Origin of the sequence: Agromyces chromiiresistens (assembly GCF_029167465.1) — a bacterium.
Taxonomy (GTDB): domain Bacteria; phylum Actinomycetota; class Actinomycetes; order Actinomycetales; family Microbacteriaceae; genus Agromyces; species Agromyces chromiiresistens.
The window spans coordinates 100961-116250 of sequence record NZ_JARFNL010000002.1; the positions used below are offsets into that span (position 1 = coordinate 100961).

Genomic DNA, 15290 nt, shown 5'->3' on the forward strand with positions numbered 1-15290 from the left:
GTTCGGCACCCGCCCTCACCGGTCGAAGCGTCGGTCAGAGACCGAACTCCGCGAGCCACTCGTCGACGACGGGGATCTCGACGCGCTGGTAGCCACCGAGGTACCGGCAGTTCGAGGTGTAGCCGTAGCTCGTCACCGCGACGAGCTCGCCGTCGAGGAAGACCGGCCCGCCCGAGTCGCCGAAGCAGGTGCCGCCCGTGCCCCACGGGTCCTTCTCGTTGCCGTTGGTCTGCAGGATCTGCGGCGTGAGCTTCTGCCCGGGCATGTCGACGTACCGGCGCAGGATCGGGTAGCTCTCGGGCTCGGGCTTCATGTTGTCGCCCTCCTGCCGCACCTCGGTGCCGTAGCCGACCGCCGTGAACAGCGTCTTCGACAGTGCCCGCTGCGCGATGCCGTCGAGCGTGCCGGTCTCCGCGATCTGCGGGTAGCCGTCGCCGTGCGAGGCCACCGGCTCGTCGAGCACGATCACGCCCACGTCGTTCCAGTTCTTCGTGTCGGTGAAGTCGGAGTACTGCGGATGCGTGTACGCCGTGCCCGAGAGGTAGCCCGCGTCGGCGAGCTCGTCGGCCGTGTAACCCACGGCCGGGTCGGCGGCGGTCGGGAGGAAACTCGGAGGAGCGTCGTCGAGGAAGGTGTCGAACGTCACGAGCGTCTTGCCGAGTGTGCCGAGCGTGCAGTGCGCCGCCGTGATGACGACCGTCGGCGACACGAGCGTCGCGCTGCAGCGGTAGCGGCCGGTGCTGTCGTAGAACGCGATCAGCCCGACATCGGGGTGGAGCTCGCCGTCGGCGGAGCCGCCGGTCGACGCTTGGGCGGGGGCGGCACCGACGGCGAGGCCGCAGACGGTGGCGAGGGCCGCGAGGGCCGCGAACAGTTTCTTGCGCATCGCTCACTTCCGGTCGAGGGACAACGGTGTGACGATCATGCTCCCCCGGCGATGTCGTTGTCGAGAGACGCGCTCGAAAGTGGGGAGACGCGCGTGAGAACCGCGTCAGGGCGTTCGTCGACGCAGCGTGATCGAGCCGACCACGATGGAGCCGACGATCCATGCTGCGATCGCGAGGATCCTCACCATGATCCACTCGGTCGACTCACTGTCGGCGGCGACCGCCTGGAGTGCGTCGATCGCGTAGCTGAGCGGCAGCCAGTCGCTGATCTCTTCGAGCCCTGCGGGAAGCTGGTCGCGCGGGATGAATATGCCGCCGAGCAGGATCTGCGGGAAGACGATGAGCGGCATGAACTGCACGACCTGGAACTCGGTGCGCGCGAACGCGCTCGCGAGCAGCCCGAGCGCGGTGCCGAGCAGCGCGTCGGCGACCGCGACCGCGAACAGCAGCCAGATCGACCCCTCGATCTCGAGACCGCACACCCAGACGGCGAACGACACGACGATCGCGGTCTGCGCGACGGCGAGCAGGCCGAAGGCGAGCGCGTAGCCGAGGATGAAGTCGCCCTTGCCGAGCGGCATCGCCAGCAGCCGCTCGAGCGTGCCGCTGCGACGCTCGCGCAGCGTCGCGATGCTCGTCACGAGGAACATCACGATGAACGGGAACAGCGCGATCATCGCGGGGCCGATGTCGGCGAACACGTCGGTGTCGACGAAGATCCACGCGACGAGGCCGATGAGCAGGCTGGGCACGACGAGCAGCAGCGCGATCGTGCGGTGATCGTGCCGGATCTGACCGAGCACCCGGCCGGTGGTCGCGAGGGTCCGTGCGGGCGTCATCGCGGTTCCTCCTCGTGCCGGCCGTGCGCACCGCTCTGCTCGTCGTCGAGCGACCTCAGGTCGGGCTCGCCTCGATCGATGAGCCGGAGGAACGCCGTCTCGACGTCGTCGGTGCCCGTGACCTCGAGCACGCCCTGCACCGTGTCGTCGGCGAGCAGCGCGCCGTCGCGCATCAGCAGCAGCCGGTCGCACCGCTTCGCCTCGTCCATGACATGGCTCGAGACCAGGAGCGTCGTGCCCTCGTCGGCGAGGTTCCGGAACATTCCCCAGAGGTCGACCCGGAGTACCGGGTCGAGCCCGACGGTCGGCTCGTCGAGCACGAGCAGCTCGGGGCTGCCGAGCAGGGCGGCGGCGAGCGAGACGCGGCCGCGCTGCCCGCCCGACAGCGAGCCGACGAGCCGATCGGCGACCGGACGCAGATCCGTGCGGTCGATGACCCGGTCGGCGTCGCCCGCCGGCGCGCCGAGCACCCGGCGGAAGTACGAGATGTTCTGCCGCACGGTGAGGTCGTCGTAGACGCTCGCCTGCTGCGTGACGTAGCCGACCCGGCGTCGCAGTTCCCGACTGCCGGCCGGGCGGCCGAGCACCTCGATTCGTCCCGACTTCACGACCTGTGCGCCCACGATCGAGCGCATCAGCGTCGTCTTGCCACTGCCGCTCGGGCCGAGCAGCCCCACGATCATGCCGCTCGGCACCGCGAGGGACAGGCCGTCGAGCACCGCGGCACCACCGCGCACGACGTGGAGGTCCTCGGCGACGACCGCCGCCCCCGATCCCGCGATCGCGTGGGCGCCCCGGTGCGGGGGCGGTGGCGAGGCATCCGAGCTATTCACCATGTGCTGAATAATTCGCCTGCGCGGGTGCCCTGTCAAGACCCCGGAGGACGTCCGGTCAGGTGCCATTGCACCGACGGGCCGACACGGGCGACGAGCTCGTCGGTCGGCAGCGACGCGACCGGCTCGAACTCGAGCACGTAGCGCACCATGATGACGCCCACGAGCTGTGACGCGGCGAGTTCGGCGCGGAGCTCGGCGTCGGGTTCGTCGAGGTGCTCCGCGATGCGGTGCATGATCTCGCGTCGCAGGAACTCGCGGAGCATCCGCGACACCGGTCCCTGGCCGATCGCCGATCGCAGGGCGGCCACCGCGGCCGGGCGCACCGTCGCCGAGTCCCACGCGGTGACCACTGCGCGCACGAGCCGGTCGCCCAGGCCGTCGAGCGGGCCGTCGAGCGCGCCGGCGACGAGGCGGTCGGGTTGCAGCGGCACCTCGACGACCTCGGTGACGAGGTGCTGCTTGTCGTCGAAGTAGTGGTGCACGAGCGCGGGATCGACGCCGGCGCGACGGGCGATCGCCCGCATCGACGCCGCTTCGTAGCCGCGCTCGCCGAACTCCTCGGTCGCGGCGGCGAGGATGCGCGCCCTGGTGTCACCCGATTTCGCGCCGCGGGGGCGACCCGGGCGCCGTCGGGGGATGCGCTCCGTCACACCCAGAGCCTAACCCCGGGGGCCGGCTCGGGGTGCTCCGTCACACGCTGTGCCTCTCCGGTGCCCCGCCCCGGAGCCCGCCGCGGGGTTCCTCCGAGTCTCATGGGAAGGCCGTTCCGCGACGAGACCGATCGGTAGGATTGTTCACGCCCCAGTTCTGCCGCCGAATGCGCTAGGAGTCCGTGCCATGGAATGGCTCATCCCCGTCATCATCGTCGTCGCACTCGTGGTGATCATCGGCATCTACCTCTGGGCCACCTACAACTCGCTCGTCACCCTCAACGTCCGCGTCGACGAGGCGTGGAGCGACATCACCGTGCAGCTCAAGCGCCGGGCCGACCTGATCCCGAACCTCATCGAGGCGGTCAAGGGCTACGCGGCGCACGAGAAGGGCGTGTTCGAGTCGGTCACGCAGGCACGCGCCGAGACCCTGCAGGCGCAGGGCCCCGCAGAGGCCGGCGTCGCCGAGAACCACATGCAGCAGGCGCTGAAGTCGATCTTCGCGGTCGCCGAGGCGTACCCGCAGCTGCAGGCGAGCCAGAACTTCCTGCAGCTGCAGGCCGAGCTCGTCGACACCGAAGACAAGATCCAGGCGTCGCGCCGGTTCTACAACGGCGGCGTGCGCGAGCTGAACACGAAGATCAAGGTGTTCCCGAACACCCTGTTCGTTCGGGGCCTCGGCTTCCACGAGCGCGACTTCTTCGAGGTCACCGAGGCGGCGGCGATCGCCGAGCCTCCGCGCGTCCAGTTCTAAGGGCCGGCCTTGTATCGCGCGATCGCCAGGAACAAGCGCAACACCGTCTTCATCATCCTGTTCTTCCTCGCCATCATCGGCGGGCTGGGGTGGCTGGCCGCGGTCGTCTACCAGGACCTCACGATCGTCGTCGTGACGCTCGTCGTGGCGACCGGGTACGCGCTCATCCAGTACTTCACGGCCGACCGCCAGGCGCTCTCGATGTCGGGGGCGATCGAGGTCCGGTCGAAGGCCGACCACCCGCGCCTCTGGCGCACGGTCGAGAACCTCTCGATCGCGACGGGCACGCCGATGCCGCGCGTCTACGTGATCTCGGACCCCGCGCCCAACGCGTTCGCGACCGGCCGCGATCCCGAGCACGCCGTCGTCGCGGCGACGACGGGTCTCCTCGAGATCATGGACGACGCCGAGCTCGAGGGCGTCATGGCGCATGAGCTCGGGCACGTGCGCAACTACGACATCCGGCTGTCGATGATCGTGTTCGGGCTCGTGGTCGCGGTCGGCTTCATCTCCGACATGTTCGTGCGCATGGCGTTCTTCGGTCGCAACAACAACAACTCGAACCCGATCGTCATGGTGTTCGGCCTCGTTGCGATGCTCATCGCGCCGCTCGTCGCGAGCCTCGTGCAGCTCGCCGTCTCCCGACAGCGCGAGTACCTCGCCGACGCGACGGGGGCGATGACCACGCGGCATCCCGACGCCCTCGCGCGGGCCCTCGAGAAGCTCGAGGCGTACGGCCGGCCGATGCAGCGGCAGAACTCGTCGATGGCGCACCTCTGGATCGCCGACCCGCTGAAGCCGGGCGTCATGAGCCGACTCTTCGCGACCCACCCGCCGATCGCCGATCGGGTCAAGCGACTCGAGGAGATGGGCGGCAGCTTCTAGCCGACCTCGACGAGCTGCGCAGCAGACCCGAGTTCGGCCGCGAGCGCGGGGGAGAGGTCGCCACGACCGGTGACCAGCACGTCGTCGAGATCCTGCCAGGCCGCCGCTCGGCGCAGCACGGGCACCAGCCGCGCCGCCGTGTCTGCCGGGGCATCGGGCTCGGTCCACGCGGACTGCACGCGCAGGACGCCCGCCTTGCGGTCGCTCTTGAGATCGACCCGGCCGACCACGCGATCGTCGATGAGCAACGGCAGCGAGTAGTAGCCGAACCGGCGGTCGGGCTCTGGCGTGTAGATCTCGATGCGGTAGTGGAAGTCGAACAGACGCTCGGTGCGTGGGCGGAACCACACGACCGGATCGAACGGCGACAACAGCGCGACGGTCTCGATGCGGCGCGGTCGCCGGGCATCGCGATGCAGCCAGGCCGGCGTCGCCCGGCTGCCGGTGCGCCAACCGGGTACCTCGACCGGGAGGAGCACGCCGGCAGCCTCGAGCTCGGCGATCGCCTGGCGCACCGGCGCCCGCTTCATGCGCCAGTAGTCCGCGAGATCGGCTTCGGTGGCGATGCCGTAGGCGCTGGCCGCGAGCGCGACGAGCGTGCGGACGGCCTCGTCGACGGGCGGAGACGCGTCGAGCAGCTCGGCGGGCAGCGCCTGCTCGGGCAGGGCGTAGACGCGCTCGAACCGCTGCCGGTCGACGCAGACGACGTCGCCGGTGCGGAACATCATCTCGAGGGTGCGCTTCACGTCGGACCAGCCCCACCAGGGGCCGCGCCGCACGTTCGCATCGTGCTCGATCTCGCTCGCGCGGAGCGGACCCTTCTCGGTCAGCTCGGCGCGCAGCCAGCCGGCGAGCCCGTGCTCGTCGGCCACCCAGCCGCCCCAGTCGTTGCCGGCCTGTCGGTACTCGTCGCGCCGGAACTCGAACAACGGCCACAGCTCGCGCGGGATGTACGCCGCCTGATGCGCCCAGTACTCGACCATGCGCCCGCGACGGCCAGACGTGATGCGATCGAGAAGCGACCGGTCGTAGTCGCCGACCCGGCTGAAGGCCGGTAGGTAGTGGCTGCGCTCGAACACGTTGACCGAGTCGATCTGGAGCAGGCCGAGCCGGTCGACCACGCCGTTCAGGGCGCGGGTGCCGGCGGCCTCGGGGTGCGGGCGGGAGAAGCCCTGCGCGGCCAGTGCGATGCGGCGGGCGAGGGCGGGACTGACGACGTCGACCATGGTGACACCGACGCTAGCGTCCGCCACCGACATCGGCGAGCGGCGCCCGCCCCGGGCACGGCATGCCGAGGTGCGCATACGCCGTGCCTAGACTGGATGAATGGCGGACTCGGGCGGGGCGGGACGAGGCGGACGACGCGCACGACGATGGTTCGGCTTCGGTGCTGCGCCCGAGCCGGCGGCGAAGCAGGTCCACGAACCCGCGAGCGGTGATGTCGAATCGAGCGTGCCCTACGGCGTCCGCCTCGCCGGTGCATGGTCGTGGCGTCTGCTGCTGATCGCCGGGGTGCTCGCGGTCGTCGTCTTCCTCGTCATCCAGTTGCGGCTCATCCTGATCCCGCTCCTCGTCGCGGTGCTCCTCAGCGCCCTGCTCGTGCCCTTCTCCGCGTTCCTCCGGCGGCACGGCTGGCCGAAGTGGCTCGCGGTCGCCGTCGCGATGCTCTCCGCACTCGCCGTCGTCGGCGGACTGCTCACGCTCGGCATCTGGCAGATCGTGCGCGGGGCCGACGAACTCACCGCCCAGTCGCTCGTCGCGTGGGACGATTTCCGTGCCTGGCTCCTCGCCGGTCCGCTGCACATCACCGAGGCGCAGCTCAACGATTGGGTCGAGCAGGCCGTCACCGCGGTGCAGCAGGACATGGGCATCATCTGGAGCGGGGCGCTCTCGCTCGGATCGACGGTCGGTCATTTCCTCGCCGGCATGCTGCTCGCCCTCTTCGCCACGCTCTTCATGCTGATCGACGGCCGTGGCATCTGGAACTGGATCGTCGGCATCTTCCCACGACGGGCACGCACCGCCGTCGACGGTGCCGGCCAGGCCGGCTGGGAGACGCTGCAGAACTTCGTCCGCGTGCAGATCCTCGTCGCGACGATCGACGCGATCGGCATCGGACTCGGTGCGTTCTTCCTCGGGCTGCCGCTCGCCATCCCGATCGCCATCCTCGTGTTCCTCGGGTCGTTCATCCCGATCGTCGGCGCCGTCGTCACGGGTGCACTCGCGGTGTTCGTCGCGCTCGTGTACAGCGGCTTCTGGCCGGCCGTGATCATGCTCGGCATCGTGCTGCTCGTGCAGCAGATCGAGGGGCACGTGCTGCAACCGCTCATCATGGGCACCGCGGTCAAGGTGCATCCGCTGGGCGTCGTCGTCGCAGTCGCGACCGGGTCGTTCCTCGCGGGCATCCCTGGCGCGCTCTTCGCGGTGCCGGTCGCGGCGGTCGTCAACGTGATGATCCTGTACATCTCGAGCGGCGACTGGAAGGACGACGCCCCGCCGTCGACCGTCGCCGTGCGTTCGCCGCTGTGGCGCACCGTCCCGCAGCGTCCCGGCTTCCAGCGAGGAGAATGAACGAGTTGAACCACACGATCGCCGGCCCCGCGCTCGCCGACTTCGAGGCCGCCCGTGACATCGTCGCCCGCGTCGCCCGCACGACGCCGATGGAGTCCTCCCGCTACCTGGAGCGGGTGCTCGGCGCGCCCGTGCGCCTCAAGTGCGAGAACCTGCAGCGCACGGGTTCGTACAAGCTGCGCGGCGCCTACCACCGCATGTCCTCGCTGACGCCGGAGGAGCGAGCGCGCGGCGTCGTCGCCGCCTCGGCCGGCAACCACGCCCAAGGCGTCGCATTCGCCGCACGCGAGCTCGGCATCCGCGCCACGATCTTCATGCCGGTCGGCGTCGCCCTGCCGAAGCTCGAGGCGACGAAGGCCTACGGCGCCGACGTCGTGCTCGCGGGAGCCTCGGTCGGCGAGACGCTCGAAGCGGCAGCCGCCTTCGCGGCGGAGACCGGTGCGGTCGTGATCCCGCCCTTCGACCACGTCGACGTCGTCACGGGTCAGGGCACCCTCGGGCTCGAGATCCTCGACCAGGCGCCCGACGCCACGACGATCGTCGTGCCGATCGGCGGCGGCGGCCTCGCCGCCGGTATCGCGAGTGCGGCCAAGCAGCGGGCCGCGGCGGAGGGGCGCAGCATCCGGATCATCGGCGTCCAGTCCGAGAACGCGGCGCCGTACGTCGCCTCGCTCGCGGCGGGGGCTCCGCAGACGGTGCCGGTCGTGCCGACCATCGCCGACGGCATCGCCGTCTACCGGCCCGGCGAACTCAACTTCGAGATCATCCGCGACGCGGTCGACGAGGTCGTCACCGTCACCGAGGACGACATCGCTCGCGCACTGCTCGTGCTGCTCGAGCGCGCGAAGCTCGTCGTCGAACCCGCCGGTGCCGTCGCCGTCGCCGCGATCATGAAGGGGGCCGTGCCGAACGACGGTCCGGTGGTCGCGGTGCTCTCGGGCGGCAACATCGACCCGCTGCTCATGCAGCGCGTCATCGCGCACGGGCTCGCCGCCTCCGGCCGCTACCTCACGGTCCGCGTCGGCCTTCCCGACCGGCCCGGCCAGCTCGTGCGCGTCGCCGAGCTGCTCGCGGGTTCGCATGCGAACGTCGTCGAGGTGCTGCACACGCGCCACGGCCGCGGCATGCAGATCTCCGAGGTCGAGATCGACATCTCGGTCGAGACGCGCGGGCCCGAGCATCGCGCCGAGGTCGTCGAAGTCCTGCGCCGTGCCGGCTACGAACCGGTCGTGCTCGACGACTGAGCAGCCGCCGTCTCAGGAGACCGGCGCGGAATCAGGACGATCCTCGTGGTCTCGTCCTGAACAGCGGGCTTTCTCCTGAACCGGTGCTGCTCGCCGCCGAGACGCGAAGAGCGGATGCCTCCGAGGCATCCGCTCTTCGCGCTGGACCGGTCGCGGGCGACTACTGGCCGCCCCAGGTGTCGACGCTCGTGATCTCCACGGCGATCTCGCGACCGTTGGGCGCGGTGTAGCTCGTCTTCTCGCCGACCTTGAGGCCGAGGATGGCGGCGCCGAGCGGCGACTGCTCGCTCCACACGTCGAGCTCGGAATCACCGGCGATCTCACGGCTGCCGATGAGGAACGTCTCTTCGTCGCCGGCGATCACGGCGGTGATGACGGTGCCAGACTCGACGATGCCCTTCGACGCGGGCGCCTCGCCGACCTCGGCGGTCTTCAGCAGCTCCTTGAGCTGGCGGATCCGGGCCTCGATCTTGCCCTGCTCGTCCTTCGCAGCGTGGTAGCCGCCGTTCTCCTTGAGGTCGCCCTCTTCGCGGGCCGCCTCGATGCGCTTCGCGATCTCCTCGCGACCGGTCGTCGAGAGCTGCTCGAGCTCGCCCGCGAGTCGGTCGTAGGCGTCCTGGGTGAGCCAGGTGACAGTGGCGTCCTGCGCCATGATGCACACTCCTGTGTCGGGATACCCGGTGCGGTCCCCCTCGCGGGCATGGAGCCCGCGAAGCCGCGCCGGATAGACGTGTCGCCCCGACATGGGTCGGGGCGAATGACCCATGTTAGGTGAGCCAGCAGCGGTAAATCAAACCGGTGTTCGCCTCCTGCGCCGTGCGAACGGTCTCGGTGAGCGCGCGGATGTGCTCGGTCGACGGCGGCACGATGATCGTCTTCCAGCCGACGATGGCGAAGTCGGCGTTGAGGGCCTGCACGATGCAGGCGGTCTCGTTGCCGGGCGGGACCGAGAGGTTCCAGCTCACCTCGACCGCGCGCTCCTCGTTCATGAGCCGGTGGCCTGTGTCGGTGACCTCGACCTGCGGCTTCGAGCCGTCGAGGCCGGCCCAGACGACCCACGCGACGATCACGACGGCGACCGCGACGGCTCCGGCGATGAGCAGGAACCGATCACGCGAGCGGTTGCGGCGCGTGCGGCCGTACCGTTCGTCGAGCGACGTGGTCACGGGGCTCCTTCGGAGGTGGATCGACTAGGCTGCATCAAGCCTAAACCCGCCCCCTGAGGGCAGGATCCATCCCCGAAAGGCTGGCCGATGCTCGTCGACTCCGTCCGTTCCCTGCTGTCCTCGGCGACGCTGGTCCTCGCCGACGGCAAGGAGGAGTTCGACCCCGACACGGTCACCCCCGGCGTATGGGGCTTCGTCGTCACGTTCCTCGTGATGGTGGCGGTGCTGCTGCTCGTCCTCGACATGGTCCGCCGCATCCGCCGCACCAACTACCGCGCGCAGGTGCGCGCGCAGATCGACGCCGAGAACGAGGCGGCGGCACGCGACGCGGAGCTCGCCGAGTTCGGCGAGGGCGACGACCGGCCGGATGCCTCGGGCGAGGCGCCCGACCGCCCGACCGAGTAGCTCGGGGCGGGTGTCGACGCGGTCCTTCGTCGCGACTGGCCACCGGACGCCGGCGTCGATCAGCCCACGTGGTAGACCGGTGCCATCGCGATGAGCAGCGTCGCGGTCCAGTGGCACATGAAGGCGAGCACCGTGCACACGTGGAAGATCTCGTGGAAGCCGAAGACGCCGGGCCACGGGTTCGGCCTCTTCAGGCCGTAGACGACCGCGCCGACCGTGTAGAGCAGGCCGCCGACGATGACGAGCACCATCATCGCGACGTTCGCCGCGAGCAGGTCGCCGAGGTACATCACCGCGGCCCAGCCGAGCAGCAGGTAGAGCGGAACGTACAGCCAGCGCGGCGCATGGATCCAGAACACCCGGAACCCGATGCCGAGCAGGGCCCCGCCCCACACGATCGCGAGCAGCAGCCAGCCCTTCGCCGGCGGGAGGGCGAGGATGGCGAGCGGCGTGTAGGTGCCCGCGATCAGCAGGAAGATGTTCGCGTGGTCGATGCGCTTGAGCACGACCTTCGTCTTCGGCTTCCAGTTGAAGCGGTGGTACAGCGCCGAGTTGCCGAACAGCAGCATCGACGTCAGCATGAACACGGCCGAGGCCCATTTCGCGGGCGCACCCTGCGCGAGGCAGATGAGCACGATGCCCGCCGCGATGGCGACGGGGAAGGTGCCGGCGTGGATCCACCCCCGCCACGTCGGCTTCACCTCGACCGCGTGGTTCAACGAGTCGTCCAGCAGCGGGATGTTCGGCAGGTCGGGGCCGTGCTCCTCGCGTGACACCGCGAGGTCGCCCGGGTCGTCGGGAGCCACGGGCCGCGCGAACTCGTCTGCGAGATCCGCGGGGTCGTGGTGGCGCTCAGGGGTCATGGTCACAGCGTAGGGCCTGCCCCATCACGGTCCGCTGTGAGTTCGAGGAGGGTGAGGGGGTAGCGTAGTGCCGTGCAGACGAGCGATCAGCCCCTCGGTCGCGGGATCCTCTACCGGCTCTACCAGAACCGGCTCCGTCGCGGACTCGACCCCGCCGGCCTGCCCCGCCACGTCGCGATGATCATCGACGGCAACCGTCGCTGGGCGAAGCAGCTCGGCTATCGCACGGCGGCCGACGGGCACCGGGCGGGCGCCGCGAAGATGCGGGAGTTCCTCGAGTGGTGCGACGACCTCGGCATCTCGACCGTCACGCTCTACCTGCTCTCGAGCGACAACCTCGGCAACCGCCCCGGCGACGAGCTCTCGGACCTCTTCGAGATCATCGCCGACCTCGCTGAGGAGCTCAGTCACTACCGGGACTGGCGCGTGCAGCACGTCGGCAGCGACACGGGGCTGCCCGGGCCGCTCGTCGCCGCGCTCGACGCCGCCGAGCACCGCACGGCCGACAAGCACGGCCTGCACGTCAACCTCGCGGTCGGCTACGGCGGCCGCAAGGAGATCACCGACGCCATGCGCTCGATCGTCGCTGCGCACCACGCCGAGGGTCGCAGCCTCGAAGACCTGGCCGAGCGGCTCACGCCCGACCTCATCGGCGAGCACCTCTACACGGGCGGCCAGCCCGACCCCGACCTCGTGATCCGCACCTCGGGCGAGCAGCGGCTCAGCGACTTCATGCTCTGGCAGTCGGCGCACTCCGAGTTCTACTTCGTCGAGGCGCTCGGCCCCGACCTGCGCAAGGTCGACTTCCTCCGGGCGCTCCGCGACTACGCGAAACGCCATCGCCGATTCGGCGGCTGACCACCCGTTCTCGCGGCGGCGCGCTGCGAGGCATCCACCCGTTCTGTCATGATGATCGACGGAGAAGGGGGCACGCAACGTGACCATCGACGATTTCACCGCCGGCTTCACCGAGGAGCCGGGGTACCTCGACTACGGCCGCGTGGGGCCGCTCTCGACGGCCGCCGCGGAGGAGACCCTCGCATTCACCCAGGTGCTGCAGCGCGCCCGGCACGGCAGCCTCGACGCATTCGGCGAGCAGGACTCGCGCGTGCGCGCGGCCGCCTCGGCGCTGACCGGTTTCCCGGTCGACCAGATCGCGTTCGAGCCGAACGCGACGACCGGCCTCATGCACGCCATGTTCGGGCTCACCGGGGGAGTGCTGCTGTCGGCCGAGGAGTTCCCGAGCCTGCCCATCGCCGCCGTGCGTGCGCAGGAGGCGCTGCACACGGTCCAGCCGGTGTGGCTCGAGACCGACCACGGCAAGGTGACGCCGGGGCAGATCCGCGAACAGCTCGAGCAGGGCGTCGTCGCCGTCGCGGTGAGCCTCGTCGACTCGCGCACCGGCTACCTCTGCGACATCGAGGGCGTCCGGCAGGTGATCGGCGACCGACTGCTCATCGTCGACGCGATCCAGGGCTTCGGCATCGTCGACGCCCCCTGGGAGGCGGCCGACGTCGTCGTCACGGGCGGGCAGAAGTGGTGCCGTGCGGGCTGGGGCACCGGCATCCTGGCGCTCTCCGACCGGGCTCTCGAGCGACTCACGCCCGTCTTCTCCGGATTCAGCGCGACCGAGGAGGCCGAGCCGTGGGGCCATGTGCCCCCGCCGGCGCCCGACGCCCGCGCCTACCGGGTCTCGAACCCCGACCCGCTCGCGCAGGCGCGCCTCGCGGCCGCGCTCGAGGAGATCGCCGACGTGACCGTGCCGGTGATCAACGCCGCCGTCGCCGATCGGGTGAGCCGGGTGATCGAGCTCGCCGACGAGTACGCCATTCCCGTGGCGTCGTCGCGCGACGAGCAGGAGCGCGCGGGCATCGTCGTGCTCGAACCGCCGGCAGACCAGGTCACGGTGCTCACCGCCTCGCTGCACAACCACGGTGTGACGGCGACGACCAGGCTCGGGACGGTGCGGCTCTCGATCCACGCCGCGACGAGCGAGGAGACGCTCGAGATGCTGCGGGGCGCGTTCGTCTCGTACTCGACGGCCGCCTCCTACTGAGGCCGGTCACCGCGCACGATCGGGATGCCTCGGCGCCGGCGCCGGCGCCGAGGCATCCGCCCTCCGAAGGTGAACACGACATGACGATGCGCGTGTCGCTTCCGCGGATCCAGCGGGCCGGACGTAGGTTCGGCTCAACGGGTAGATCACCCGTTCGGGTCGGCCACCGGAACCGACTTCGGGAGGGATCGGCGGCAGGCGCGTGAACCGGGCAGGAATGCTCGGGGCGGGAGCGGTTGTGGCGTCATCGGTTACTCCTGATTCGGTCGGTCGTTCGGACGTTCGCGCGGGGGAGCGCGACGCAGCGGAGCCCCGCGAGGGCGTTGCACAGGCCGAGCGCACGTACGTGCTCGACACGTCGGTGCTGCTCAGCGATCCGCGCGCACTCTTCAACTTCGCCGAACACGCGGTGGTGCTGCCCGTCGTGGTCATCACCGAGCTCGAGGCGAAGCGCAACGACCCCGAGATCGGGTACTTCGCGCGGCAGTCGCTGCGCATCCTCGACGAGTTGCGCGTCGCGCACGAGCGGCTCGACTTCCCGATCCCCGTGGGCGACGGCGGTTCGCTCAGGGTCGAGCTCAACCACTCGAATCCGAAGGTGCTGCCGTCGGGGCTCCAGCTCGGCGACAACGACTCGCGGATCCTCGCCTGCGCGGCGAACCTGCAGCAGGACGGCGTGCCGGTGACGGTCGTCTCGAAGGACCTGCCGCTGCGCGTGAAGGCCGCATCGATCGGCCTCGACGCGCAGGAGTACCGGCACGAGCTCGCGCTCGACTCGGGCTGGACCGGCATGGCCGAGCTCTCGCTCGGCTCGAACGACATGGCGAAGCTCTACGAGCACGAGTCGATGATCACGCGCGAGGTGGAAGGGCTGCCGGTCAACACGGGCCTCGTCATCCACTCCGACCGGGGCTCGGCACTCGGCCGCGTCGTGGGCGACGGCGAGGTGAAGCTCGTGCGCGGCGACCGCGAGGTCTTCGGCCTGCACGGCCGGTCGGCCGAGCAGCGCCTCGCGATCGACCTGCTGCTCGACCCCGAGATCGGCATCCTCTCGCTCGGCGGCCGGGCAGGCACCGGCAAGTCGGCGCTCGCGCTGTGCGCCGGGCTCGAGATGGTGCTCGAGCGCCAGCAGCACAAGAAGATCATGGTGTTCCGCCCGCTCTACGCCGTCGGCGGCCAGGAGCTCGGGTACCTGCCGGGCGACCAGGGCGAGAAGATGAATCCTTGGGGCCAGGCGGTGTTCGACACCCTCGGCTCGGTCGTCTCCGACAACGTGCTCGACGAGGTCGTCGACCGGGGCATCCTCGAGGTGCTGCCGCTCACGCACATCCGCGGACGATCGCTGCACGACGCCTTCGTGATCGTCGACGAGGCGCAGTCGCTCGAGCGCAACGTGCTGCTCACGGTGCTCAGCCGTATCGGCCAGAACTCGCGGGTCGTGCTCACCCACGACGTCGCCCAGCGCGACAACCTGCGCGTCGGCCGGCACGACGGCATCGCGAGCGTCATCGAGACGCTGAAGGACCACCCGCTGTTCGCGCACATCACGCTCACGCGCAGCGAGCGGTCGGCGATCGCGGCGCTGGTGTCGGAACTGCTCGACGGGGCCGAGCTGGCGTAGCGGGGCTCGCTCGGCGGGGCGGCGCACCGGGCCTCCCCGGGCGCTGGACCGCGGGCGTGGAAGCCGATGCCGCAGTGCGCGATGTCGGTGGAAGGCGGCACGATATCGGCATGCCTGCAGACACCGCGCCCGCGAACGTGATCCGAGCCCTCTGGACGAGGATGCAGGCCAGGGACTGGGCGGGTGTGCGCGCACTGCTCGCCGACGAGCTCGTCGTCGAGTGGTTCGCCTCGCTCGAGCGCATCGTCGGCCCCGAGAACTTCGTCGCCGTCAATGCCGAATACCCCGAGGGGTGGTCGATCCGCATCATCTCGATCGTCGCCGACGGCGACCGGGTCGTCTCCGAGGTCGAGGTGCCGCACGAGGGCGTCGGCGTGTTCCGTGCCGCCTCCTTCTGGCGCGTGCGCGAGGGGCTGATCGTCGAGGGTCGCGAGTACTGGACGACGCGCGGCGGCGACGCGGCGCCCGAGTGGCGACGTCATCTGGTCGAGCCGATCGCCTGAGTCGTGACCG

17 protein-coding genes are annotated in these 15290 nt (G+C 70.3%); 9 read left to right on the forward strand and 8 right to left on the reverse strand.

The features are described from left to right. Positions 1–34: 34 nt before the first annotated feature. The 4 genes from PX701_RS04745 to PX701_RS04760 all read right to left on the reverse strand — a co-directional run bounded on the left by PX701_RS04745 (position 35) and on the right by PX701_RS04760 (position 3212). On the reverse strand, positions 35–886 hold the full coding sequence (locus PX701_RS04745) for a trypsin-like serine protease (protein WP_231430391.1): 852 nt from the start codon (positions 884–886) through the stop codon (positions 35–37). A gap of 105 nt (positions 887–991) precedes the next feature. Next, on the reverse strand, positions 992–1726 hold the full coding sequence (locus PX701_RS04750; protein ID WP_231430392.1) for an ABC transporter permease: 735 nt from the start codon (positions 1724–1726) through the stop codon (positions 992–994). Then, positions 1723–2562, reverse strand: coding sequence for an ABC transporter ATP-binding protein (locus tag PX701_RS04755; RefSeq protein WP_275505642.1), 840 nt, complete (start codon positions 2560–2562; stop codon positions 1723–1725). The genes PX701_RS04750 and PX701_RS04755 overlap by 4 nt, the downstream gene beginning before the upstream one ends. A 32-nt stretch (positions 2563–2594) precedes the next feature. Then, a complete protein-coding gene (locus tag PX701_RS04760; RefSeq protein ID WP_231430394.1) occupies positions 2595–3212 on the reverse strand; it encodes a TetR/AcrR family transcriptional regulator in 618 nt (205 codons plus the stop codon). 187 nt (positions 3213–3399) lie between these two features. On the opposite strand from PX701_RS04760, the gene PX701_RS04765 reads away from it, so the two are divergent. Together PX701_RS04765 and PX701_RS04770 are read left to right on the forward strand one after the other, a co-directional pair. Further along, positions 3400–3966, forward strand: coding sequence for a LemA family protein (locus tag PX701_RS04765; protein ID WP_231430395.1), 567 nt, complete (start codon positions 3400–3402; stop codon positions 3964–3966). Between the two features lie 9 nt (positions 3967–3975). Further along, complete coding sequence (locus PX701_RS04770; protein ID WP_231430396.1) at positions 3976–4851, forward strand: M48 family metalloprotease; 876 nt, start codon at positions 3976–3978, stop codon at positions 4849–4851. Here the strand turns inward: PX701_RS04770 and PX701_RS04775 are convergent. Next, entirely contained in the window at positions 4848–6077 is a 1230-nt protein-coding gene (locus tag PX701_RS04775) for a winged helix-turn-helix domain-containing protein (protein WP_275505643.1), read from the reverse strand. The two genes, PX701_RS04770 and PX701_RS04775, sit on opposite strands and share 4 nt — an antisense overlap. Before the next feature lie 100 nt (positions 6078–6177). Here PX701_RS04775 and PX701_RS04780 point away from each other — a divergent pair, with 100 nt between their 5' ends. Both PX701_RS04780 and ilvA read left to right on the forward strand, forming a co-directional pair. Continuing rightward, the gene (locus PX701_RS04780; RefSeq protein ID WP_231430398.1) at positions 6178–7422 is read left to right on the forward strand and encodes an AI-2E family transporter; all 1245 of its coding nucleotides are present in this window, start codon (positions 6178–6180) and stop codon (positions 7420–7422) included. After that, positions 7419–8666, forward strand: a complete 1248-nt coding sequence (gene ilvA / locus PX701_RS04785) for a threonine ammonia-lyase (protein WP_231430399.1) — start codon at positions 7419–7421, stop codon at positions 8664–8666. Before PX701_RS04780 ends, ilvA begins: the two co-directional genes overlap by 4 nt. 160 nt (positions 8667–8826) lie before the next feature. Here ilvA and greA read toward each other — a convergent pair whose 3' ends face one another. After that, entirely contained in the window at positions 8827–9318 is a 492-nt protein-coding gene (greA, locus tag PX701_RS04790) for a transcription elongation factor GreA (RefSeq protein ID WP_231430401.1), read from the reverse strand. 115 nt (positions 9319–9433) lie between these two features. Next, a complete protein-coding gene (locus PX701_RS04795; RefSeq protein WP_231430402.1) occupies positions 9434–9832 on the reverse strand; it encodes a DUF4307 domain-containing protein in 399 nt (132 codons plus the stop codon). A gap of 87 nt (positions 9833–9919) precedes the next feature. Here PX701_RS04795 and PX701_RS04800 point away from each other — a divergent pair, with 87 nt between their 5' ends. Next, on the forward strand, positions 9920–10237 hold the full coding sequence (locus tag PX701_RS04800; RefSeq protein WP_231430404.1) for a hypothetical protein: 318 nt from the start codon (positions 9920–9922) through the stop codon (positions 10235–10237). A gap of 59 nt (positions 10238–10296) precedes the next feature. Here the strand turns inward: PX701_RS04800 and trhA are convergent, their stop codons facing one another. Then, complete coding sequence (gene trhA / locus PX701_RS04805; protein ID WP_308191636.1) at positions 10297–11100, reverse strand: PAQR family membrane homeostasis protein TrhA; 804 nt, start codon at positions 11098–11100, stop codon at positions 10297–10299. Positions 11101–11172: 72 nt separating this feature from the next. Between trhA and PX701_RS04810 the strand changes: the two genes are divergently transcribed. The 4 genes from PX701_RS04810 (at position 11173) to PX701_RS04825 (ending at position 15280) form a co-directional block, all read left to right on the forward strand. Then, complete coding sequence (locus PX701_RS04810) at positions 11173–11958, forward strand: isoprenyl transferase (RefSeq protein WP_231430405.1); 786 nt, start codon at positions 11173–11175, stop codon at positions 11956–11958. Between the two features lie 79 nt (positions 11959–12037). Next, positions 12038–13156, forward strand: coding sequence for an aminotransferase class V-fold PLP-dependent enzyme (locus PX701_RS04815; RefSeq protein WP_231430406.1), 1119 nt, complete (start codon positions 12038–12040; stop codon positions 13154–13156). A gap of 217 nt (positions 13157–13373) precedes the next feature. Beyond that, entirely contained in the window at positions 13374–14777 is a 1404-nt protein-coding gene (locus PX701_RS04820; RefSeq protein ID WP_231432299.1) for a PhoH family protein, read from the forward strand. 110 nt (positions 14778–14887) lie between these two features. After that, a complete protein-coding gene (locus PX701_RS04825) occupies positions 14888–15280 on the forward strand; it encodes a nuclear transport factor 2 family protein (protein WP_275505644.1) in 393 nt (130 codons plus the stop codon). The last annotated feature ends 10 nt before the right edge of the window (positions 15281–15290 follow it).